This is a genomic window from Kitasatospora sp. NPDC048365, from assembly GCF_043200835.1.
Classification (GTDB): Bacteria; Actinomycetota; Actinomycetes; order Streptomycetales; family Streptomycetaceae; genus Kitasatospora; species Kitasatospora terrestris.
In genome coordinates, this window is sequence record NZ_JBICYJ010000064.1 from 23,490 (window position 1) to 45,629 (window position 22,140).

17 protein-coding genes are annotated in these 22,140 nt (G+C 75.0%); 4 read left to right on the top strand and 13 right to left on the bottom strand.

Features of this window, described 5'->3' with window-relative positions:
* The first annotated feature begins 102 nt into the window (after positions 1 to 102).
* A complete protein-coding gene (locus tag ACGFX4_RS37985; RefSeq protein ID WP_393085057.1) occupies positions 103 to 2,106 on the top strand; it encodes an AAA family ATPase in 2,004 nt (667 codons plus the stop codon).
* Positions 2,107 to 2,168: 62 nt separating this feature from the next.
* Here the strand turns inward: ACGFX4_RS37985 and ACGFX4_RS37990 are convergent, their stop codons facing one another.
* From ACGFX4_RS37990 to rimP, 10 genes are all read right to left on the bottom strand, one after another.
* Positions 2,169 to 3,107 (bottom strand): bifunctional riboflavin kinase/FAD synthetase, encoded by a 939-nt coding sequence (locus tag ACGFX4_RS37990; protein ID WP_393085060.1) that lies wholly within the window; start codon positions 3,105 to 3,107, stop codon positions 2,169 to 2,171.
* A gap of 63 nt (positions 3,108 to 3,170) precedes the next feature.
* Positions 3,171 to 6,692, bottom strand: coding sequence for a hypothetical protein (locus tag ACGFX4_RS37995; protein WP_393085063.1), 3,522 nt, complete (start codon positions 6,690 to 6,692; stop codon positions 3,171 to 3,173).
* A 245-nt stretch (positions 6,693 to 6,937) separates the two neighbouring features.
* Positions 6,938 to 7,849: a tRNA pseudouridine(55) synthase TruB gene (truB, locus tag ACGFX4_RS38000; RefSeq protein ID WP_393085066.1), complete on the bottom strand. Its 912-nt coding sequence runs from the start codon at positions 7,847 to 7,849 to the stop codon at positions 6,938 to 6,940.
* A 10-nt stretch (positions 7,850 to 7,859) separates the two neighbouring features.
* Entirely contained in the window at positions 7,860 to 8,957 is a 1,098-nt protein-coding gene (locus tag ACGFX4_RS38005) for a bifunctional oligoribonuclease/PAP phosphatase NrnA (protein WP_393085069.1), read from the bottom strand.
* A 2-nt stretch (positions 8,958 to 8,959) separates the two neighbouring features.
* Entirely contained in the window at positions 8,960 to 9,400 is a 441-nt protein-coding gene (gene rbfA / locus ACGFX4_RS38010; protein WP_393085072.1) for a 30S ribosome-binding factor RbfA, read from the bottom strand.
* 144 nt (positions 9,401 to 9,544) lie between these two features.
* Positions 9,545 to 9,841 (bottom strand): DUF503 domain-containing protein, encoded by a 297-nt coding sequence (locus ACGFX4_RS38015; protein ID WP_345697119.1) that lies wholly within the window; start codon positions 9,839 to 9,841, stop codon positions 9,545 to 9,547.
* Between the two features lie 121 nt (positions 9,842 to 9,962).
* Complete coding sequence (gene infB / locus ACGFX4_RS38020; protein ID WP_393085076.1) at positions 9,963 to 13,070, bottom strand: translation initiation factor IF-2; 3,108 nt, start codon at positions 13,068 to 13,070, stop codon at positions 9,963 to 9,965.
* Between the two features lie 177 nt (positions 13,071 to 13,247).
* On the bottom strand, positions 13,248 to 13,517 hold the full coding sequence (locus tag ACGFX4_RS38025; RefSeq protein WP_345701835.1) for a YlxR family protein: 270 nt from the start codon (positions 13,515 to 13,517) through the stop codon (positions 13,248 to 13,250).
* Between the two features lie 81 nt (positions 13,518 to 13,598).
* Complete coding sequence (gene nusA / locus ACGFX4_RS38030) at positions 13,599 to 14,600, bottom strand: transcription termination factor NusA (RefSeq protein WP_393085079.1); 1,002 nt, start codon at positions 14,598 to 14,600, stop codon at positions 13,599 to 13,601.
* A gap of 2 nt (positions 14,601 to 14,602) precedes the next feature.
* Complete coding sequence (gene rimP, locus ACGFX4_RS38035) at positions 14,603 to 15,148, bottom strand: ribosome maturation factor RimP (RefSeq protein WP_393085082.1); 546 nt, start codon at positions 15,146 to 15,148, stop codon at positions 14,603 to 14,605.
* A gap of 240 nt (positions 15,149 to 15,388) precedes the next feature.
* On the opposite strand from rimP, the gene ACGFX4_RS38040 reads away from it, so the two are divergent.
* Both ACGFX4_RS38040 and ACGFX4_RS38045 read left to right on the top strand, forming a co-directional pair.
* Complete coding sequence (locus ACGFX4_RS38040) at positions 15,389 to 16,465, top strand: ferritin-like domain-containing protein (RefSeq protein ID WP_393085084.1); 1,077 nt, start codon at positions 15,389 to 15,391, stop codon at positions 16,463 to 16,465.
* Between the two features lie 80 nt (positions 16,466 to 16,545).
* A complete protein-coding gene (locus ACGFX4_RS38045; protein ID WP_393085087.1) occupies positions 16,546 to 17,460 on the top strand; it encodes an aminoglycoside phosphotransferase family protein in 915 nt (304 codons plus the stop codon).
* Between the two features lie 7 nt (positions 17,461 to 17,467).
* On the opposite strand, the gene ACGFX4_RS38050 is transcribed toward ACGFX4_RS38045, so the two are convergent.
* Positions 17,468 to 19,087 carry a right-handed parallel beta-helix repeat-containing protein gene (locus tag ACGFX4_RS38050; RefSeq protein WP_393085090.1) on the bottom strand — a complete coding sequence of 540 codons (1,620 nt, stop codon included), beginning with the start codon at positions 19,085 to 19,087 and terminating at the stop codon, positions 17,468 to 17,470.
* Between the two features lie 100 nt (positions 19,088 to 19,187).
* Between ACGFX4_RS38050 and ACGFX4_RS38055 the strand changes: the two genes are divergently transcribed.
* Entirely contained in the window at positions 19,188 to 19,733 is a 546-nt protein-coding gene (locus tag ACGFX4_RS38055; RefSeq protein WP_393085092.1) for a GNAT family N-acetyltransferase, read from the top strand.
* 25 nt (positions 19,734 to 19,758) lie between these two features.
* Here the strand turns inward: ACGFX4_RS38055 and ACGFX4_RS38060 are convergent, their stop codons facing one another.
* Together ACGFX4_RS38060 and ispG are read right to left on the bottom strand one after the other, a co-directional pair.
* Positions 19,759 to 20,634, bottom strand: coding sequence for a GNAT family N-acetyltransferase (locus tag ACGFX4_RS38060; protein ID WP_393085096.1), 876 nt, complete (start codon positions 20,632 to 20,634; stop codon positions 19,759 to 19,761).
* Between the two features lie 129 nt (positions 20,635 to 20,763).
* Complete coding sequence (gene ispG / locus ACGFX4_RS38065; protein WP_345697126.1) at positions 20,764 to 21,924, bottom strand: flavodoxin-dependent (E)-4-hydroxy-3-methylbut-2-enyl-diphosphate synthase; 1,161 nt, start codon at positions 21,922 to 21,924, stop codon at positions 20,764 to 20,766.
* Positions 21,925 to 22,140: the final 216 nt, after the last annotated feature.

Below are 22,140 nucleotides of genomic sequence, written 5' to 3' on the forward strand. Positions count from 1 at the left end.
ACGACGGACCTCGGGCACCGCCTTCAGACAACCGGTGTCCACGTCCTAGTCTTGATGCCCGACGGCACCGCGAACAGCGGCGGCGAACACGAGGGAGCCCAAGTGAGCAGCGATCGGGACGGCGTCTACGTCGGCGACAACGCGGCGGAGGACGACGACGACTGGTCGGACGCCCCGGACTACACGCCTCCGTCCTGGTACACGCAGAGCACGGACCCGGCACCGGGCGCCGACACGGGTGCGACGGCGCAGGCCGCGGCCCCGACCGCGCCGGACGCGGCGGGCGGTGACGCCGCGGCAGCCGCCCAGCCCGTGGCGGAGCCTGCCCCGGCCCCGGCCGTCGAGTCCGCACCGGTGGCCGAGGCTCCGCCCGCCGTCCCGGTGGCGCCGGTCGCCGAGGCCCCGGTGGCCACCCCGCCGGTCGCCACCCCGCCGGTGCAGCAGCCCCCCGTCCAGCAGCAGCCCGTCCAGCCCGCTCCGGTGCAGCAGCCGCCCGTCCAGCAGCAGCCGGTCCAGCAGGCCCCGGTGCAGCAGCCCCCCGTGCAGCAGGCGCCGGTCGCGCCGCAGCCCGGACCGCTGCCGCCGCACGCCGAGCAGCAGCCGTACCCGCCGCAGGCGTGGCCGCCCGGCCCGCAGCCCGGCCCGCACCAGCAGCCGCCGATCGCGCCGCAGCCGGGGCCCCAGCAGGTCCCGCCGCCGGGCCCGCACCAGCAGCAGCCGCCGATGCAGCAGCAGCCCGCGCCGCCGTACCAGCAGCACCCGCAGCAGGGCCAGCAGTGGGGCCCGCCCCCGCCGCAGCAGCCCGGTCCGCCGCAGGTCCAGCAGCCGCAGCAGCCCGGTCCGCACACCCAGCCGCCGGTCGCCGACCCGCGCCAGGGCGGCTGGCCGCAGCCGCCCGCGTACCCGCAGCAGGGCGCGGCGCAGGCCTCCGCCGCGTTCCAGGCCGCGCCGCCGCAGACCGCGCACGGTGCCGCGCTCGGCTACACCGCCGCCGTGGAGCTGTCCTCGGACCGCCTGCTGCGCGGCCAGCCGAAGGCGCAGCGCCAGCAGCCGCGCTTCCAGTTCGGCGGCAAGGGCGCGCAGGCCGACCGGGCCCGCAAGCTGGAGCTGATCCGCCAGCCGGTGATGTCCTGCTACCGGATCGCCGTGATCAGCCTCAAGGGCGGCGTCGGCAAGACCACGACCACCACCTCGCTCGGGGCCACCCTGGCCAGCGAGCGCCAGGACAAGGTGATCGCGATCGACGCCAACCCGGACGCCGGCACCCTCGGCCGCCGGATCAAGCGTCAGACCGGCGCGACCATCCGCGACCTGGTGACCGCCATCCCGCGGCTGCGCAGCTACATGGACGTCCGCCAGTTCACCTCGCAGGACCCGCACTCGGGCCTGGAGATCGTCGCCAACGACGTCGACCCGGCCGTCTCCACCACCTTCGACGACTCCGACTACCGCAAGGTGGTCGAGGTGATCGGCCAGCACTACCCGATCATCCTGACCGACTCCGGCACCGGCCTGCTCTACAGCGCCATGCGCGGCGTGCTGGACCTCGCCGACCAGCTGATCGTGGTCGCCACCCCGAGCGTGGACGGCGCCAGCTCCGCGTCCACCACGCTCGACTGGCTCTCCGCGCACGGCTACGCCGACCTGGTGCAGCGCTCGATCACCGTGGTCTCCGGGGTCCGCGAGACCAGCAAGATGATCAAGGTCGAGGACATCGTGGCGCACTTCCAGACCCGCTGCCGCGGCGTCGTGGTGGTGCCCTTCGACGAGAGCCTGGCGGCCGGCGCCGAGGTCAACCTGGCGATGATGCGGCCCAAGGTGCGCGACGCGTACTTCGAGCTCGCCGCGCTGGTCGGCGAGGACATCGTCCGCGCCCAGCAGGCCGCCGGCGGCTGGCAGGGCCAGCAGCAGGGCGGCTACCAGCAGCAGCCCCCGCAGCAGCAGGGGTGGCAGCAGCAGCCCCCGTACCCGCAGCAGCAGGGCTACCCCCAGCAGGGGCAGCCGCCGCAGGGCCAGCCGCCCTACCCGCAGCAGCCGGGCTACCCCCAGCAGGGCCAGCCCTGGGGCCAGCAGCCGGGGTACGGCTACCCGCCGCCGCAGCAGTAGCAGGGGAAGACGGACGAGGGGCGCGAGTGATCTCGCGCCCCTCGTCCGTCGTTCCCGCGGTCCTACTCGGTCAGCTCGCGGGCCCGCTTCACGTCGTCCGCCATCCGCTCCAGCAGCGCGTCGATCGAGTCGAACTTCTCCATCCCGCGCAGGTACGCGAGGAAGTCCACCGCGACGTGCAGCCCGTACAGGTCGAGCCCGACGCGGTCGATCGCGTAGGCCTCCACCGTGCGGCTGGTCCCGTCGAAGGTCGGGTTGGTGCCCACCGAGATCGCGGCCGGCATCCGCTCCCCCGCCGCCGTCAGCCAGCCCGCGTACACGCCGTCCGCCGGGATCGCGCTGTGCTGCACGGTGTCCACGTTCGCGGTCGGGAAGCCGAGCTCGCGGCCGCGCTGCGCGCCCCGGACGACCTCGCCCTCGACCCGGTGCGGACGGCCCAGGATCTCCGCCACGCCGGTCAGGTCGCCCTCGGCGACCAGCCGCCGGCACAGGCTGGACGAGAACGGCTCGCCGTCGCCCGCCGCGCCGCGCACCTGCAGGTCGAGCACCTCGACCTCGAAGTCGTCCGCCCGGCCGAGCTCGGTGAGCAGCGCGACGTCCCCGGCCGCCTTGTGCCCGAAGCGGAAGTTCGGCCCCTCGACGACCAGGCGCGCGCGCAGCGCGTCCACCAGCACCGACCGGACGAAGTACTCCGGCGACTCCTTGGAGAACTCGGCGGTGAACGGGAGCACCAGCACCGCGTCCACCCCCAGCTGCTCGATCAGCTCCGCGCGGCGCGGCTGCGGCGCCAGCAGCGGCGGGTGGCTGCCGGGCCGGACGACCTCGCTCGGGTGCGGGTCGAAGGTGACCACCACCGACTTCGCGCCGAGCTCGCGCGCGCGTTCCACCACCCGGCCGATGATCAGCTGGTGGCCCCGGTGCACTCCGTCGAACGATCCGATGGTGACGACGCTGCGCCCCCAGTCCCCGGGGATCTCCTCCAGGCCGTGCCAGCGCTGCACCTGACCGCTCCTTGTTCCTATGCCGTGCACACCCGGTGCACTCGAACATCCAAACCTGAACCCCTATAGCGTGCCATGCGCCCGCCCCTGCCTCGGCACCGGAAGGGGCTCGGTGTGATCGGTGCGACGCTCCGCCTCCGACGCCGCAGGCCACTGGGCCAGCAGCCGGGCGAAACCGGCCGAGCGGCCCGCGCAGCGGGCCAGCACCGCGTCGGCGCCGTCCCAGCGGCCGCCGATCCGCCGGAGCAGCTCGCGCAGCCGTCCGGGCTCGTGCTCGGCGTACCGGTCGGCCAGCCGCTCCAGCACCGCGACCAGCACGTCGGGATCCTGCTCGGCGGCGAGCAGACTGTCCAGCAGCCGTCCCCGCCCGGGCACCTCCGTCCGCTCCGTCCCGCCGTCCCTCCCGTCGCCCGTCCCGGTCTCCGCCCCACCGTCCGGCGCGGCCAGGACCGCGGCGAACGGCACCCGGACGGCCGGGGCGGCGGCCAGTACCTCCGCCAGCAGCGGGCGGGCGTCCCGGCCCGCGGCGAGCAGCGCGTCCAGGAACTCGGCGACCTGCCCGGCCCGCTCCGGCCGCTCGCGCAGCAGCTCCGCCGCGAACCGCCTGCCGTGCTCCGCCGCCTCCTCGCCCTCCGCGGCCGCCAGGACCGCCAGCACCTCGCGCACCGGCGCCGCCGGGGCGGCCAGCCGCTCGCGCAGCGCCGCCAGCACCTGCTCGGGGTGGTCGGCGACCGCCCCGACGAGCACCTCCGGGGTCAGGAAGGGGTCCTCCGCCCGGTACGCCGCCAGCGCGGCCGGCAGGTACTCGGCGCGGCACTCCGGGTCGTCCAGCAGCAGCGCCAACGCGGCGCCGTGCAGGGCGGGTTCGTCCTCCCGGGCGAGCAGCCTACGGGCCGCGTGGCGCAGCAGCCGGCGGCCCGAGCCGCCGGCGTGCGGCGCCGTGCGGCGGGCGTGCACGGCCGCCGCCACGTGCCGCTCCGGCCGCGGGTCGTGGCTCCACCGGTCGACGGCCCGGCACAGCGCGGACGGCTCCTGGACGGCGAGCCGGCCCAGCAGCCGGTCCGCGCGGGGGTGCGCGGCGCCGACCAGCACCTCCGTCAACTCGTCCAGGGCGAGCGCCCGATGGGTGAACAGCAGCTCCTCGGCGAGGTCCCCGGCCCGCTCGTCGGCGCCCTCGAACCAGCCGCACAGCAGCGGAAGCACCGTTCCCGGGTCGGCGGTCAGCAGCTCGGCGGTGGCGGCGTCGAACACCGTGTCCACCCCGACCAGGCGGCGCAGCAGCCCCAGCCGGTCGACGGGGGCGAGGGGCAGCGCCGCCCAGAACGCCGCCCCGAACCGGGGGTCGCTCCGGGCGCGCTCGGCGAGCACCGCCAGCAGCTCCCGGTGCACCGCCACGTCCGGGCTGCCCGTCACCCCGGCGGCCAGCAGCCGGCCCGCCCACCAGTCCGCCTCGCCGCCCGGCTCGACCCGGTCCAGCGCCAGCCGGATCCGGTGCAGCCACACGTCCAGCGCGCCCGCGCCGTGCACCTCCCCCACCCGCCGCAGGGCCGCCACCACCACCCCGGCCCGCCCCCGCCCGACCCCGTGCGACGCTCCTGCCGGGCCGCCGCCCCCCTCCGGCACGCCCGGCGACCCACCGACCGCCGGCTCCTCCGCCGGGCCGGCCCGTCCCCCTCCGGGCCGCAGGGGGGCTTCCCGGCGACCGTGGAGCGCCTCTTCGGTGCCCGCTCCGCTGCCGTCGGCACCCCGTTCCCGCCCGTCGGCACCCCTCTCGCCCGCCCCCGGCGTGGGCGCGGGCCCGCGCGCCCACGGGTCGCCTCCGTCGGCCCCCTTCTCCCCCTGCTCCGTCAGCAGCAGGCGCAGCGCCGCGTCCAGGTCCAGGTGCAGCCCCTGCAGCCACTCCCCCCACTCCTCGTGTCCCGGCCGGTACCCCGCGCCCGCGGGCGTCAGCAGCCGCGCCTCCACCACCGCCCGCGCCCAGCCCCCGGCCACCGGGAACAGCCGCTCGAACTCCGCGGCGGCGAGCCCCCCGTGGCCCGCCCCCAGCATCAGCCGCGCCGCGTCGTGCAGCCGCCCCGCGGCCTCCGCCGCCAGCCGCCGGACCTGCCCGGCGTCCTCGCCCGCCGGCAGCGGCCCGCCGCGCCGGTGCGCCCCGGGCCGCCGTACCGTCCGCGCCGCCGCGACCCGGCGGGCGACGCGCAGGCACCCCAGGTCGAACCAGCCCGCGAACGCCTCCTCCCGCCCCGGTACCGGCCCCCGGGCGCCCGCCGCCGCCAGTTCCCCGCCGAGGCGCAGCACGAGCGCGTGGCCCGCCTCCGACGGCGCCAGATAGCCCTCCGGCAGGCCGTACCGCCGGGCGGCCCGGGCCGCCGCCTCCGCCGGCAGCCCGCCGAGCCACAGCAGCCGTGCCTCGCCGTGCCAGCCGGCGAGCTGCTCCCAGCCGTCCGGTCGGCAGGCCGTCAGCAGCCGGGCGCCGCAGCGCCGGAGCCACTCCCCGCCCGCCCGCAGCCACGCCTGCCCGAGGGCGAGGGGCGCCTCCTCCGGCCCGTCCAGCACCACCAGCAGCGGACGCCCCGCCGCCTCGCACAGCGCGGCCACCGCGTCCGCCCCGGGCACCGGGACGCCGAGCGTCCCGGCGGCCCCGGCGAGCGCCCGCTGGACGGCGTCGGCGAGCGAGCGGTCGGCGGGCTCCAGGTCCGCGCCGCGCAGCCACAGCGTGGGCAGCGGGTGGCCGCCGCCGCTCCGGCGCACCGTCAGCGCGGCGAGCTCGGTGGTCCGTCCGCTGCCGGTCTCGCCCAGCAGCACGGTGAGCGGCTGCTGCGGCTCCTCGCCGCTGATCCCGTCCGCCCGGTCGACCCGGTCGGCGGCGAGGTCGGCGATCCGGCCGTGGCCGGCGCTCGCCGCGGCGAGCTGCGCGGACGCGATCCGCAGCACCCCGCCGAGGTTGAGCGCCCGCCCGTACGCGGGGACGTCGGCCGCGTTCCGGGCCAGCAGCGCACCGAGCGGCCCGGCCCGGTCGGCTCCCGCACCGCCCAGCGACGCCGCCCGGACGGCGCCCTCGGGGCCGCCGCGCAGCCGCGGCGCGACCACGCCGAGCACGGCGCCGGTCTCCGCGTCGAGCACCGGCGCCCCGGCCAGCGGCGTCCCGGCGAGCTCCAGCAGCAGGGCGCCCTCGACCAGGTGGAACGCCTCGCCGTACGGGTACATCACGGTGTCCCGGCCGACCACCCCGCCCTGGACCAGCACCGGCTCGCCGTCCTCCCAGCGCTGGTGCGGCACCGCGATCAGCCGGGCGGTGGCGTCCGCCGCGATCGGCAGCGCCGGGCCGGGCAGTCCGCCGACGGCCGCGGTCCGCAGCAGCGCGAGCCCCCGCGCGGGCAGCAGGTCGACGGACTCCGGCCCGAGCACCCGGGCCTGCCCGCCGGGCGTGTGCAGCACCACCCTGGGCAGCCCGGCCACCGTCTCGTGGGCGGTCACCACGGTGCCCTGCCGGTCGGCGAGGAAGCCCAGGCCGTACAGCCGTCCGTGCAGGTCGCGGATCCTCAGCAGCGCCGCCGCCGGATCCGCCGCCACCTCGTCGCCCATCCGCACCGTCCTCCCGCCGGGCCCCGGTACCAACCGCCGGTGAGCCTGCCCCCACCTGCACCTCCGGCACCTCGTACGCCCCGCTCACCCCGCCCGTTCACTACGCGCGCTCGCCCGTCCGGGCGAACCCGACCACCGCGCCGCTCGCTCACCTGAGCGACCGCGCCCCGGAAACGGCGGACGCCCCGCTCCCGGCCGACTCCTGGTCGACCGGGCGCGGGGCGCCCGGGTACGTCTGGGTGGATCTAGCTCTGGCCGACGAAGACCGCGACCGGCTTGGCGGTGCCGCCCTTCTCCTCGACCAGGGCGAGGAAGCGCCCGTCCGGGTCGAAGACGGCGATCGGGCCGTCGACGCCCAGCCCGGGGGCCTTCAGCTTCATGCCGTTGGAGAGCAGCCGGGCCGCGTCCGCGTCGATGTCCCAGCGCGGGAAGGCGGCGGCGGCCGCCTCGGCGATCGGCAGCACCTCCAACTTCTCTTCCAGCTGCTCCAGCGTCCGCGCGGACTCCACGCCGTACGGCCCGACCCTGGTGCGCCGCAGCGCGGTCAGGTGTCCGCCGACGCCGAGCGCGGCGCCGAGGTCGCGGGCGAGCGCCCGGATGTACGTGCCGGAGGAGCACTCCACCGTCACGTCGAGGTCGATCACCGGGGTGCCGTCCTCGGCGACGGCCGCGCGCTGCTCGTGCACGGTGAAGGAGTGCACGGTGGTGGGCCGGGCCGCCAGCTCGAAGTCCTCGCCCTCGCGGACCCGCGCGTAGGAGCGCTTCCCGTCGATCTTGATCGCGGAGACCTTCGACGGCACCTGCATGATCTCGCCGGTGAGCGCGGCGATCCCGGCGTCGACGGCCTCCCGGGTCACGCCGTCGGCCGGGGTCGAGGAGGTGACCTCGCCCTCCCGGTCGTCGGTGACGGTGGTCTGGCCGAGCCGGACGGTCGCCTCGTACGTCTTGGCGGTGAGCATCAGGTGGCCGAGCAGCCGGGTGGCCCGCTCGACGCCGATGACCAGGACGCCGGTGGCCATCGGGTCCAGGGTGCCGGCGTGGCCGACCTTGCGGGTCCCGGCGAGCCACCGCAGCTTGGCGACCACGCCGTGCGAGGTGATGCCTTCGGGCTTGTCGACGATGACCAGGCCGTCCGGCCCGGTGCCCTTGCGCTTCATCGATTCTTTTCTAGTCGGTGGTGGGGACGCCGAGCGCGGCCCGGAACCGGGCCAGGGTGGTGGGCACGTCCTCGCGCGAGGTGAACCCCGCCGCGTACACGTGCCCGCCGCCGCCGAGCTCGGCGCAGGCGGCGGCGACGTCGACGGCGCCCTTGGAGCGGCAGGAGCCGCGCAGGGTGCCGTCCGGGTCCTGCTTGAGCACCAGGGCGACCTCCGCCTCGGCGGGGCGGCGCAGCACGTCGATCAGGCCTTCGATCTCCTCGACGGTGACGCCGAACAGCGCCAGGTCCTGGTACGGCACCCAGGTCCACACCAGGCCCTGCCCGTCGGCCTCCTCGGGCTCGTAGACGGCCCGTTCCAGCGCGCCGGCCAGCACCTTCAGGTAGCCGAAGGAGGAGGTCTCCCACAGCTGCCGGGAGATGAGGTCCTGCCGGATGCCGGTGGCCAGCAGCCGGCCGGCCAGCTCGTGGGTGGCCGGGGTGGTGGCGGCGTACCGGAAGGAGCCGGTGTCGGTCGCCACGCCCGTGTAGAGGCAGGTGGCGATCGCCTGGTCCAGCGGGACGCCGAGGCGCCGCAGCAGCTCGTCCACCAGGACGGCGGTCGCCGGGGCGGCCGGGTCGATCAGCCGGACGCCGCCGAAGCCGGGGTTGGAGGCGTGGTGGTCGAAGACGACCAGGGTCCGCGCCGCGAAGGCCTTCGTGTGCAGCAGACCGAGCCGCGACTCGGCGGCGACGTCGAAGCAGAGCACCAGCTCGGGCCGGTCGGGCACCGCCGAGGCGGGCACGATCAGCTCCTGGCCGGGCAGGAAGGAGAGCGACTCCGGCACGATCTGCGGGTCGTCGCCGAAGGACACCCGGACCTCGTGGCCGAGCTCGCGCAGCGCCAGCCCGGCGGCCAGCGCGGAGCCGAGGGCGTCGCCGTCGGGGCAGATGTGGCAGATCAGGTCGATCTCGCGGGCGCCGGAGATGGCCGCCAGCGCCGCCTGCCAGGCCGGCTCGAAACCGCCCGGTGACTCAGTGCGAGGGCCCGGAAGCACCGCGAGGGCGGTCTCCACCTCGACAGTGGAGACCGCCCTCGCGGAACCGGCCCCGGCCGGCTCGCCGGCCATGGCTACTCGTCCTCGTCCGCGTCGTCGGCGGGCTGCCGGTACGGGTCCGCGTCGCCGGCGTACGTGGCGCCGGCGGCGGCCGTACGGACGGCGGCGTCGGAGATCCGCGCCTTGTCCAGCAGGTCGTCGATGTTCTTGGCGTTGTCCGGCAGGGCGTCCGCGACGAAGGTCAGCGTCGGGGTGAAGCGCACCCCGGTCTGCTTGCCGACCTCGGAGCGGAGGACGCCCTTGGCGCTCTCCAGCGCGACCGCGCTGGCCTGCCGCTCGGTCTCGTCACCGTAGACGGTGTAGAAGACGGTGGCCTCGCGCAGGTCTCCGGTGACCCGGGCGTCGGTGATGGTCACGTAGCCCAGCCGCGGGTCCTTGATGCGCCGTTGCAGGGTCTCCGCCACGACCACCTGGATCCGGTCGGCGAGCTTGCGCGCCCTTGCGGTGTCGGTCACGTTGCCTCCTCGTGCAGTGAGCGCGGTACCCGGGTCATGACCTCTCCCGGTGGGGCCCATCCCCCAACGTACCCGCCCGCGCCCAGCCTTGTGGGCGCTCTCGGTCCTTGGCGGGTGTGAGAGTGGTGACTCCCGCACCCGCGCTCAGTCATCGTCGTCGTGGTGGTACCGCCTCCGTGCGGAGAGCAGCATCACCTCGGGGCGGCCGGCGACGAGCCGCTCACAGCTGTCCAGGACCTCGGTGACGTACCCGGCGTCGCCGGACACCACCGCCAGGCCGATCTCGGCCCGGCGGTGCAGGTCCTGGTTCCCGACCTCGGCAGCGCACACGCTGTACTTGCGCTGCAGTTCGGCCACGATGGGCCGCACGATCGAACGCTTCTCCTTCAGCGAGTGGACGTCGCCGAGGAGCAGGTCGAAGGTGAGTGTTCCTACGAACATGAAAGGCAGGTCTCGCCGACCTGAAGGCCTCGAAGGATTCCCAGCACTGGGACCCTAACAGCGAGACCGGGGCCGGTCGACGGGATAAACACCCCGTCGACCGGCCCCGTGGGCCACTCGCTTACGCGCGCGGCTTCTCGCGCATCTCGTAGGTCTCGATGACGTCCTCGACCTTGATGTCGTTGAACGAACCGAGCGTGACACCGGCCTCGAAGCCCTCGCGGACCTCGGTCGCGTCGTCCTTGAAGCGGCGCAGACCCTCGATGGAGAGGTTCTCCGCCACGACCTTGCCGTCGCGCAGCAGGCGGGCCTTGGCGTTGCGGCGCAGCAGGCCCTCGCGGACGATGACACCCGCGATGTTGCCGAACTTGGAGGAGCGGAAGACCTCGCGGATCTCCGCGGCGCCGAGGCGCACCTCCTCGTACTCCGGCTTGAGCAGGCCCTTGAGCGCGGCCTCGATCTCCTCGATCGCCTGGTAGATGACCGAGTAGTACCGGATGTCGACGCCCTCGCGCTCGGCCGCGGTACGGGCACGCCCCTCGGCGCGCACGTTGAAGCCGATGATGATGGCGTCCGAGCCCATCGCCAGGTCCACGTCGGACTCGGTGATGGCACCCACACCGCGGTGCAGGATCCGGAGCTCGACCTCCTCGCCCACGTCGAGCTTGACGAGGGCGTCCTCGAGGGCTTCGACGGAACCGGAGACGTCACCCTTGATGATGAGGTTGAGCTTCTCGATGGAGCCGGCGGCCAGGGCGGCCTCGAAGCCCTCCAGCGAGACGCGCACGCGGCGCTGCGCGAAGGACGCGTTGCGGTCGCGGGCGGCACGCTTCTCGGCGATCTGGCGGGCGGTGCGGTCCTCGTCGACGACGATGAAGCTGTCGCCGGCGCGGGGCACCGAGGTCAGACCGAGCAGCAGCACCGGGCGGGACGGGCCGGCCTCGGAGAGGCTGTTGCCGTTCTCGTCCAGCATGGCGCGGACGCGGCCGTAGGCGTCACCGACGACGACCGAGTCACCGACGCGGAGGGTACCGCGCTGCACGAGCAGCGTCGCCATGGCGCCGCGGCCCTTGTCGAGGTGGGCCTCGATCGCAATACCCTGCGCGTCCTGCTCCGGGTTGGCCCGCAGGTCGAGCGAGGCGTCCGCGGTCAGGACCACGGCCTCCAGCAGCTCGTCGATGTTCAGGCCCTGGCGGGCGGAGATGTCGACGAACATGGTGTCGCCGCCGTACTCCTCCGCGACCAGGCCGAACTCGGTCAGCTGACCGCGGACCTTGGTCGGGTCGGCGCCCTCGACGTCGATCTTGTTGACCGCGACCACGATCGGGACACCGGCGGCCTTGGCGTGGTTGAGCGCCTCGATCGTCTGCGGCATGACACCGTCGTTGGCCGCGACCACCAGGATCGCGATGTCGGTGGACTTGGCACCACGGGCACGCATGGCGGAGAACGCCTCGTGACCCGGGGTGTCGAGGAAGGTGATCGGACGCTCTTCGCCGTTCACCTGCGCCGTGACCTGGTAGGCACCGATGTGCTGGGTGATGCCACCGGCCTCGCCGGCCACCACGTTGGTCTTGCGGATGGCGTCCAGCAGGCGGGTCTTACCGTGGTCGACGTGACCCATGACGGTGACGACCGGCGGGCGGGCCACCAGCATGTCCTCGTCGCCCTCGTCGGCACCGAAGTCGATGTCGAACGACTCGAGCAGCTCGCGGTCCTCGTCGTCCCGGCTGACGATCTCCAGGACGAAGCCCATCTCCTGGGCCAGCATCTCGAGGGTCGCGTCGGAGACGGACTGGGTCGCGGTGACCATCTCACCGAGGTTGAACATCACCGAGACGAGCGCCGCCGGGTTGGCGTTGATCTTCTCCGCGAAGTCCGTCAGCGAGGCACCACGCGACAGGCGGACCGACTGGCCGTTGCCGCGGGGCAGCATCACACCGCCGACGGACGGGGCCTGCATGGCCTCGTACTCCTGGCGCTTCGCCCGCTTCGACTTGCGACCACGGGCCGGACGGCCACCGGGGCCACGGCCGAAGGCACCCTGCGTGCCACCACGGGCACCCGGGCCACCGGGACGACCGCCGAAGCCACCGGGACGGGCACCGCCGCCGCCGAAGCCACCGCCGCCACCGGCACCCGCGCCACCCGGACGCGGGCCGCCGAAGCCGCCACCGGCCGGACGCGAGCCCGGACCGGCCGGACGGCCCTGGAAGCCGGGACGACCGCCGCCGCCGGGCGCACCCGGACGGGCGCCGGGACCACCCGGACGCGCACCCGCACCCGGACCCGGACGCGGGCCCGGACGCTGCGGCATCATGCCGGGGTTCGGACGCGGCATGCCGGACGGGCTCGGGCCGCCGGGACGCGGGCCGGCCGGACGGGGCAGCCCGTCGGGACGCGGCGCACCGGCGCCGGGGGCACCGGCCGGACGCGGACGGTCGCCACCCGGACGGGGAGCGCCACCGGCACCGGGGGCACCGGCCGGACGCGGACGGTCGCCACCGGGACGCGGAGCGCCACCGGGACGCGGGCCGCGCTCGCCACCGGCACCGGGGGCACCGGCCGGACGCGGACGGTCGCCGCCCGGACGCGGGCCGCGCTCACCGGCACCGGGGGCACCCGCACCCGGACGCGGAGCGCCGGGACGGGCCATGCCGGAGGCACCGCTGGAGGTGAAGGGGTTGTTGCCCGGACGGGGACCGGCCGGACGCGGGCCCGGACGGGCCGCGGGGTTCGCCGGAGCCGGACGCGGAGCGGCCGGACGGGCGGGGGCCTCGCCGGCCGGGGCCGGGGAGGAGAACTCGGCAGCGGGCGCCACGGGGGCGGCCGGCGCTGCCGGGCGGGCAGCCGGGCGCGGACCGGGGGTCGGCGCACCGGGCTTGGAGGCAGCGGGCGCCGCGGGGGCGGCCGGCGCTGCCGGGGTGGTGGGACGGGGACCCGGCGTCACGGTCGGACGCGGGCCGGGGGTGGGCGCGCCCGGCTTGGGCGCGGCGCCGCCGGAGGCGGCAGGGGTGGGCGCCGCGGGCTTCCGCGGGCCAGGCTTGGCGGACGCGCCACCGGACGGCGGCGTCGCTCCCAAAGCGTCAGTCAACTTGCGAACGACCGGTGCCTCAATCGTCGAGGACGCCGACCGCACGAACTCACCGAGCTCGGTCAGCTTGGCCATGACGGCCTTGCTCTCCAAGCCAAGCTCCTTGGCGAGTTCGTATACCCGGACCTTAGCCACTTCGCTCCTGTCTATCCGTCCGGGGGGTAATCGTCCGCCGGACTGTCGCTACTTCATGGGCGTACTCATCGCGTACTCATCGAGTGCTCATCGCAATCTCGACCTACTTCCATCTCGCGAGGTACCTGACGACGCACGGCGTGCCGATGCCGTGCGCTGGTGCGTGCTGCGGTGCGTTCACCCCTCGACGTGGGCCCGCAGCACCGTGGTGTCGAGTGCCCCCTGGAGCCTGAAGGCCCTGGGGAACGCCCGGCGGCGTACCGCGAGATCGAGGCAGCTCGGGTCGGGGTGCAGATGTGCGCCCCGGCCCGGCAGTGTGCCGCGGGGGTCGGGGACGCAAGCACCCTCGACCGCCACGACACGCAACAGCTCGTGCTTGGCCGCGCGCTTGCGGCAGCCCACGCAGGTGCGTTCCGGGCATGCTCGGACATGCGTCCGGCCAGACACGTTCAAGTCTACCCCTCCGAAGGGACCTGCCGCCGCCCGGTTGATCGGCACATGATCGCCGGAGGACAGCTACAACGCTTTTCAGTGGGTCTGCGATTCCCCGCCGGGAACCTCGGTGTCCGGACGGATGTCGATCCGCCACCCCGTCAGACGCGCGGCCAGGCGGGCGTTCTGGCCCTCCTTGCCGATCGCCAGCGAGAGCTGGTAGTCGGGGACGATCACCCGCGCGGAGCGCTGGGCGTAGTCCACGATCTCCACCTTCGTCACCCGCGCGGGGGACAGCGCGGCGGCCACCATGTCGGCCGCGTCCTCCGACCAGTCGACGATGTCGATCTTCTCGCCGTGCAGCTCGGCCATCACGTTGCGCACCCGCATGCCGTTCGGGCCGATGCAGGCGCCCTTGGCGTTCAGACCGGGCTTGCGCGACCAGACCGCGATCTTGGTGCGGTGGCCGGCCTCGCGGGCGATCGAGGCGATCTCCACCGAGCCGTCCGCGATCTCCGGCACCTCCAGCGCGAACAGGCGCTTCACCAGGTTCGGGTGGGTGCGCGAGAGGGTGACCGACGGGCCGCGCACGCCCCGGCGGACGCCCACCACGTAGCACTTCATCCGGGTGCCGTGCTTGTACTCCTCGCCGGGGACCTGCTCCTGCGGGGGCAGGATGGCCTCCAGCTTGCCGATGTCGACCAGGACGTTCTTCGGGTCGTTGCCCTGCTGGACGACACCCGTGACGATGTCGCCCTCCTTGCCGGCGTACTCGCCGAAGGTCTGGTCGTCGGCGGCGTCGCGCAGGCGCTGCAGGATCACCTGCTTGGCGGTGGACGCGGCGATCCGGCCGAAGCCGCTCGGGGTGTCGTCGAACTCCTTCGGCTCGACGCCCTCCTCCAGCTCCGACGCGTCCTCCAGCGCCCACACCGTGACGTGGCCGCTCTTGCGGTTCAGCTCGACCCGGGCGCGGCGCCGCGAGCCCTCGGTGCGGTGGTACGCGATGAGGAGCGCCGACTCGATCGACTCGACCAGCAGGTCGAACGGAACGCCCTTCTCGGTGACCATCCCACGCAGGGCCGTCATGTCGATGTCCACGGTTACGCCTCCTCTTCCTCTACGTCCGTGTCCTCGGTGAAGTCAGCAGCCTCGTCGAGCAACGCGTCGTCCTTGCGGTTGAACTCGACCTGCACCCGGGCCTTGGCGACCTCGGCGAACTCCAGCCGGCGCTCCTTGGGGCGGCCGGCACCCTTCACCGGCTGCACCTCGACCAGGGCACCGTCCTCGTCGCTCTCCAGGATCCGCGCGGTGATCTCCTTGCCGTCCGCCAGCTTGACCGCGGCGAGGCGGCCGGTGGCGCGGCGCCAGTGGCGCGGCTCGGTGAGCGGGCGCTCGGCACCCGGGGAACCGACCTCCAGCAGGTACGCGGCACTGCCCATCAGGTCGGACTCGTCCAGGGCCTGCCCGACGGTGCGGGAGAACTCGGCGATGGTGTCGAGATCGACGCCGCCGTCGGCGTCCACGTCGATCTGCACCTGGCGACGGCTGCCGGCCTGGGTGACCTTGACCTCTTCCAGGTCCAACCCTGCCTCGGCGGCGAGCGGCTCCAACAACGCGCGCAGCCGGTCGGTGGGGGTGGTGCTCATCCGGGTGACTCCTCGGCCGCGTCTGCTGTTGTCGAAGGTGCTAACTCACGGCGAAGCCTAACGGGTCGGACCCCGAACCGCCGATTCCGACCTGGCGGGGCCCCCGGTCGGCGTACCCCGCTGCGAGCAAGGTCACAATGGGCGGATAGCCTCCGTAGTCGCTCCGGAACCGTGAGGGTCCGGTCATGATTCATCACAACGGGGGCACAGGGCCCCCACGAGACTCCGGGAGCGCGTTCCATGTTGTCCCCCACCCGGCGGAGCTTCCTGGCCCTCGGGGCGATCGGCGGCCTGTCCCTGCTGTGCGGCTGCACCGACGAGGGCGACAAGGATCGCAAGCAGGCCGAGGACGCCGACCGCGCGGTCCGGATCCGGGCCGTCGCGGCCACCGACGCGCTGTTGGCCTCCTACGACGCGGTGATCGCCGGACCGGGCGCCGGGCAGGCGGACACCCTGCAGGACCTGCGCGAGGACGTCGCCCAGCACCGGGCCGCCCTCGCCCAGGGCCTGCCCGCCGCCACCGGCTCCCCCTCGCCCTCCGGCAGCGGCGCCCCGGCCGCCTCGGTCGCCGCGCTGGCCGCCGCCGAGCGGCAGACCGCCGCCGCCCGGCTGGCCGACCTGGACGGCGCCTCCCCCGAGCTGGCCAGGCTGCTCGCCTCGGTCTCCGCCTCCAACGCCGCGCACGCCGCCGCGCTCGGCGACACCGGCCAGGTCGCCCCCGCGCCCGCCGCCTCCGGCTCCCCCTCGCCGTCCGCCGCCGCGTCCGGACCGGCCTCCGCCACCGGCTCCGGCTCCGGCTCCGCGAGCCCCTCCGCCAAGCCCAGCCCGTACCCGTCACCGCAGGCCACCGCGCTGCAGTCGGCGCTGGCCGCCGAGCACGCCGCGGTCTACGGCTACGGCGTGGTCGGCGCGCTGCTGCCGGTCGGCCCGCAGCGCGAGGACGGCCGCGCCTCGTACGCCGCGCACCAGGCCCGGCGGGACGGCTGGCAGCGGCTGCTCGCGAACGGCGGGGTCTCCCCCACCGCCGCGGCGCCCGGCTACCGGCTGCCGTTCGCGGTCAAGGACGCGGCCGGCGCCAAGCAGCTCGCCGCGTACATCGAGACCCAGCTGACCGGCGCCTACGTGGAGTTGACCGGCACCTCGACCGGGGCGCTGCGGGCCGAGGGCGCCGCCGCACTGCGGGAGACCGCGCTGCGCGCCGTGCACTGGGGCGCCGAACTGCCGGCGCTGCCCGGCATGCCGGCCGCCGACGGCGCGGCGAGCGGCGCGCCGAGCAACCCGCCGGACAGCACGGGGAGCGCCTCGCCGAGCGCCTGACCGGCTGTCGCGCCCCGATGGCCGACAATGGGCGGGCAGCCACCCCCCCCCCCAGGGGACGGACCGAGCGAGAGGCCAGCATGCCGGCACAACCTGGGCAGATCACCATCCCCGAGCGGCTGGCCGACGCGGTCCGGGCCGAGCAGGGCGAGGCCGCGCCGGCCCTGCTGGCGGAGCTGCCCGGCCGGTTCGCCGAGCACCTCGGCCGCTGGGGCCTGGTCCTGGAGCGGATCGCCGAACCCGGCGGCCGCTCCAGCCTGATCGGCTACGTCCACCGCGAGGACGACCTGGCACCCGCCGTGCTCAAGGCCTCGCCGGCCGGCTCCGACCAGGAGCACGTCGCGCTGCGGCAGTGGGCCGGCCGGGGCGCCGTGCTGCTGCTGGACGCCGACCCCGCCGCCGGGATGCTGCTGCTGGAGCGGCTGCACGGCGACATCCCGCTGCGCTCCCTGGCCGAGGCCAAGGCCATGCTGGAGGCCGCCGGGCTGCTCCAGCGGCTCTGGGTGGAGCCGGGCGCGGGCCACCCGTTCACCCCGCTCGCCGACCGGGTCGCCGAGCGCGCGGAACTGCTGCGCGCCCGCCGCGACCTGGCCCCGGAGGCCGCGCCGCTGATCGACGAGGCGCTGGAGACCGCCGGGGCGCTGCTCGTCGGCGCGACCGAGCAGTACCTGCTGCACGGCGACTTCCACCACGGCAAGGTGCTGGCCGCCGACCGCTCCCCCTGGCTGGCCGTCAGCCCCCGTCCGCTGGTGGGCGAGCGCGCCTACGACCTGGCCCGGCTGGTCCGGGACCGGTTGGACACCCTGGCCGGCTCCCCCGGCCCGCGCGGCGCCGCCCGCCGCCGGATCACCCAGCTCGCCGACGCGGTCGACCTCGACCCGGACCGGGTCCGCGGCTGGGCGCTGTTCCGCGGCGCCGACGCCGGCCTGGCCGCCCTCGCCGCGGGCGACCGCGCCACCGCCGAGCTCTGCCTGGAGTTCACCGGCTGGCTGTGAGCGGCCGTCAGACCGCGTTGCCGCCCGTGGTGACGGTGCCGGTGCCCGCGTCGTAGAGCGCCGCCGCACCACCGCCCCAGCCCCGCAGGTCGTTGCCGGTCACCCAGGCGTCGGTGACCGCGGCGACCACGCCGATCGCCCCGGCCGCGACCGCCGCCGGGGCCGCGGCGCCGGTCGGCGCCTTGCGCACCACGTTGCCCTGGCAGGAGACGTTGGCGGACCTGCCGCCGATCCGGATGCCGTAACGGTCGGCGGTGTTGCCGGTGTTGGCCCCCACCACGACGTTGTCCCGGATCGCGGCGTCCGAGCAGTTCACCGCGATGCCGTTCATCGTCGGGTCGGTGATCCGGTTGCCGGAGACCACGACGCCGAGCGAGCCGTCGTCCACCCCGATCCCGTCGCCGTCGGCGCAGTTCACCGTGTTGCCGGAGACCACGACGCCGGCCGAGCGGTAGACGTGGATGCCCTGCCGGTCGACGTTGCCGCCCAGGGTGGCGCCCCACACGGTGTTGCCGGTGACGGCGGCGCCGTCGGCGTACTGCAGGAAGACCGCCGCGGTGCCGAGGGTGTCCTTGACGGTGTTTCCGCTGATCACCAGGCCCTTGGTGCGGCCCGGGGCCGGGCCGACCACCACGATGCCGCCGCCGCTGTTCGGGTCGGTGCTGCCGAGGATCTGGTTGCCCTCGATCACCAGCCCCTCCAGGGTGTTCGCGGCGTGCTCGATCACCTGGATGCCGATCTTCGCGGACCCGGTGACGGTGTTGCCGACCACCGCGGAGTGCCGCCAGCCGGCCACCCGGACGCCCGCCTCGGTGGCGCCCTCGATGTGATTGCCGATCACCCGGACGCCGGTGTGCTGCATCCCCTCGAAGGTGCCGTGGTCGCCGCAGAGGACCCCGTACGCCTGCCCGCCGGTGGAGTCGCGCAGGGTGCAGCCTGTGATCAGCACGTCCACGCAGGGCGTGAAGTCGAACGGCGGCGCGGGCAGGTTGTTCGAGCCGGTCGCGCCGGTGATCTGCACGGCTTCCTTGTTGCGGTCGGTGCCGCACAGGCCGTCGAAGACGCAGTCGACGACCCGGGCGTGCTTCACCGCGTTCAGCTCGATCGCGTGCGCGCTCGGCACATTGAGGATCGCGCAGTCCCGAACCAGCACGTCCTGCGCGTGCGCGAAGACCATCGCGTCGCACTGGTCGGTGTGGGTCGCACCCGCCATGTCCCAGGTGCCGCCGAGGACCGCGACCCGGCCGGCGCCCAGGTACGTGCCCGCCGCCGGGTTGCCCGGGCCGACGTTCTTCACCAGGGCGCCGGTGTTGCCGCCGCGGACCACGGTGGCCCCGTACGCGGAGACGGTCATGCCGGCGGACAGCACCAGCGAGGTCGAAACCTTGTACACGCCCGGCGGGATCAGCAGCGTGGCACCGCCGGGGACCGCCCGGGCGGCGTCGAGGGCCGCGGTGAAGGCCGCGGTGGCGTCGCTGCCGTCGCCCTTCGCACCGTACGGGTCCGCCCGGACGTCGATCACCGACGCGGTGCCCGCGGCAGCCGCGGCCGGCGCGAGCGCCAGCTGGGCGGCCGCGGCCGTCCCGGCCAGCGTGCCCGCACCCAGCAGTATCGAACGACGGTTCATCCCGGTTCTCCCCCTCCGTGGCGATCGTTCGTGATCGTGCGAGGAGGGTACCGCGGGGAGTGATCGTCTCCGGGGGCGGCGGAGTAGTAACGTCCCGGTCATGGAGCAGCTCACCGAGGTGACGATCGAATCCATCGACCTGGCGGCCTGGGCGCCGGCCGCGCTGGAGGTGCAGGCGGTCGCCTTCGGGCTGCTGCCGGACGAGGTGGCGGTGCGGCTGCCGATCGTGGGCCGGCACGCGCTCCAGCCGGGCGTGATCGCGCTGGGCGCGATGGCCGACGGCCGGCTGGTGGGCTTCGGCTACGGCATGCCCAACCGGCGCGAGCACTGGTGGAGCACGGTGATCGAGCCGTACCTGGCCGCCCAGGGCAACGACCACTGGCTGGACGAGGTCTTCGCCGTCACCGAGCTGCACGTGCTGCCCGAGTACCAGGGCCGCGGGGTGGGCAGTTCGCTGATCCGCACACTGTGCGAGCGCTCCGGCAAGCCCCGCTCGATCCTGTCCGCGATCGACGCGGAGACCCCGGCCCGGCGGCTCTACCGGGCGCTCGGCTACCGGGACCTGGCCCGCGCCGTCCGCTTCCCCAACACGCTGCGCCCGTACGCGGTGATGGGCGCCGAGCTGCCGCTGCGCGCCCCGCACTGATCCCGCACGCCGGATCGGACCCGGGTCAGAACAGCACGCTCATGAAGGCGCCGACCTCGCGGAAGCCGACCCGGCGGTACGCGGCGCGGGCCCGCACGTTGTAGTCGTTGACGTACAGCGACACCACGGGGGCGACCTCGGCCAGCGCGGTCGCCAGCACGGCGGCCATCCCGGTCTCGGAGTGGCCGAGGCCGCGGTGCTCGGGGGCCACCCAGACGCCCTGGATCTGGCAGGCCCCGGCGGTGACCGCGCCGATCTCGGCCTTGAAGACCACCCGGCCGTCCTCGTCGAAGCGGGCGAAGGAGCGGCCGCTGGAGACCAGTTCGGCGACCCGGGCCTGGTAGAGCAGGCCGCCGTCGCCGGCCAGCGGGGAGACCCCGACCTCCTCGGTGAACATCGCCACGCAGGCCGGCATCAGGGCCTCGATCTCGTGCCGCCGCACCCGGCGCACCAGCGGGTCGGGCGCGATGTCGGCGGAGGGCCGGTCGGTGGCCATCAGCGGCTGGTGGGCGCGGACCTCGCGGGCCGGGCCCCAGCTGCGCTCCAGCAGTGCCCACAGGGCCGCGGCGGCCTCGGCCGGGCCGACGATCGAGGAGCAGCGCCGGCCCTGCCGGCGGGCCCGCTCGGCGAAGGCGCGGACGGCCTCCGGCCCGGCGTTGACCGGGACCAGGTTGGCGCCCGCGTAGCAGAGCGACTCCAGCCGCCCGTCCTGGTCGTGCCAGCCCCACATCTCGCCGCCGAGCCGCCAGGGATCGAGGCCGACGGCCTCCACCCGGGTGGCCACGAAGGCGTTGGCGACCGGGTCGCGGTGGAGGATCTCCAGCGCGTCGTCGAGATCCGGGGCGTCCAGGATCCGGGTCGCGGACAGGGCCCGGGCTACCTGGAAGGGGCCGGGGAGCATCACACCTCGGTCGAGCACGGGCGTACCTCTCTGGGTTACTCCTGCCGCAGGACCCTACTCCCCATTCGGCTGCTGGCAAGACTGCGGGGCCGTCCGTGGACGGACGGCCCCGCCTGACGACTCAGCCGGTCACTCGGCGGCGACCACGACCGGGGCGCCGGACTCGACGCCCTCCTCCTGCATCTGCTCGGCCAGCTTCAGGGCCTCCTCGATCAGGGTCTCGACGATCTTCGACTCGGGCACGGTCTTGATCACCTCGCCCTTGACGAAGATCTGGCCCTTGCCGTTGCCGGAGGCGACGCCGAGGTCGGCCTCGCGGGCCTCGCCCGGGCCGTTGACGACGCAGCCCATGACGGCGACCCGCAGCGGCACCTCCATGCCCTCCAGGCCGGCGGTGACCTCCTCGGCGAGCTTGTAGACGTCGACCTGGGCGCGGCCGCAGGACGGGCAGGAGACGATCTCCAGGCCGCGCTGGCGCAGGCCGAGCGACTCCAGGATCTGGTTGCCGACCTTGATCTCCTCGGCCGGCGGCGCGGAGAGCGAGACCCGGATGGTGTCGCCGATGCCCTCGGCCAGCAGCGCGCCGAAGGCGACCGCGGACTTGATGGTGCCCTGGAAGGCCGGGCCGGCCTCGGTGACGCCCAGGTGCAGCGGGTAGTCGCAGGCGGCGGCCAGCTGGCGGTAGGCGTTGATCATCACGACCGGGTCGTTGTGCTTGACCGAGATCTTGATGTCGCGGAAGTCGTGCTCCTCGAACAGCGAGCACTCCCACAGCGCGGACTCCACCAGCGCCTCGGGGGTGGCCCGGCCGTACTTCTCCAGCAGGCGCTTGTCGAGCGAGCCGGCGTTGACGCCGATCCGGATCGGGACGCCCGCGTCCTTGGCCGCCTTGGCGATCTCGCCGACCTTGTCGTCGAACTGCTTGATGTTGCCCGGGTTGACCCGGACCGCGGCGCAGCCGGCGTCGATCGCGGCGAAGACGTACTTCGGCTGGAAGTGGATGTCGGCGATCACCGGGATCTGCGACTTCTTCGCGATGATCGGCAGCGCGTCGGCGTCGTCCTGCGAGGGCACCGCGACCCGGACGATCTGGCAGCCGGAGGCGGTCAGCTCCGCGATCTGCTGGAGGGTGGCGTTGACGTCGGAGGTCAGCGTGGTGGTCATCGACTGCACCGAGACCGGGGCGTCTCCGCCGACCGGGACGTTGCCGACCATGATCTGACGCGAGTAGCGGCGCTTGGCGAGCGGCTTGAGCGGCAGGGACGGAATACCGAGCGAGATCGCGGACATGTGCGCAGGGTTCCCCTGAGTGAGGTCGGTGAGCCGGCCGGGTGCTCTGGCCGGGGCGGGGGGGGGGGGGGGGGGGGCGCCCCCGCCCCCCCCGCCCCCCGCCCCCCCCCCCCCCCCCCCCCGGACCGCCTCCGCCGCGGCGCCGCCGTTCAGCGACAGGCCGAACTTCTGGTCCTCGTGCGCGGTCGCGATGAACTCGTGGGTGTGCGCCTCCAC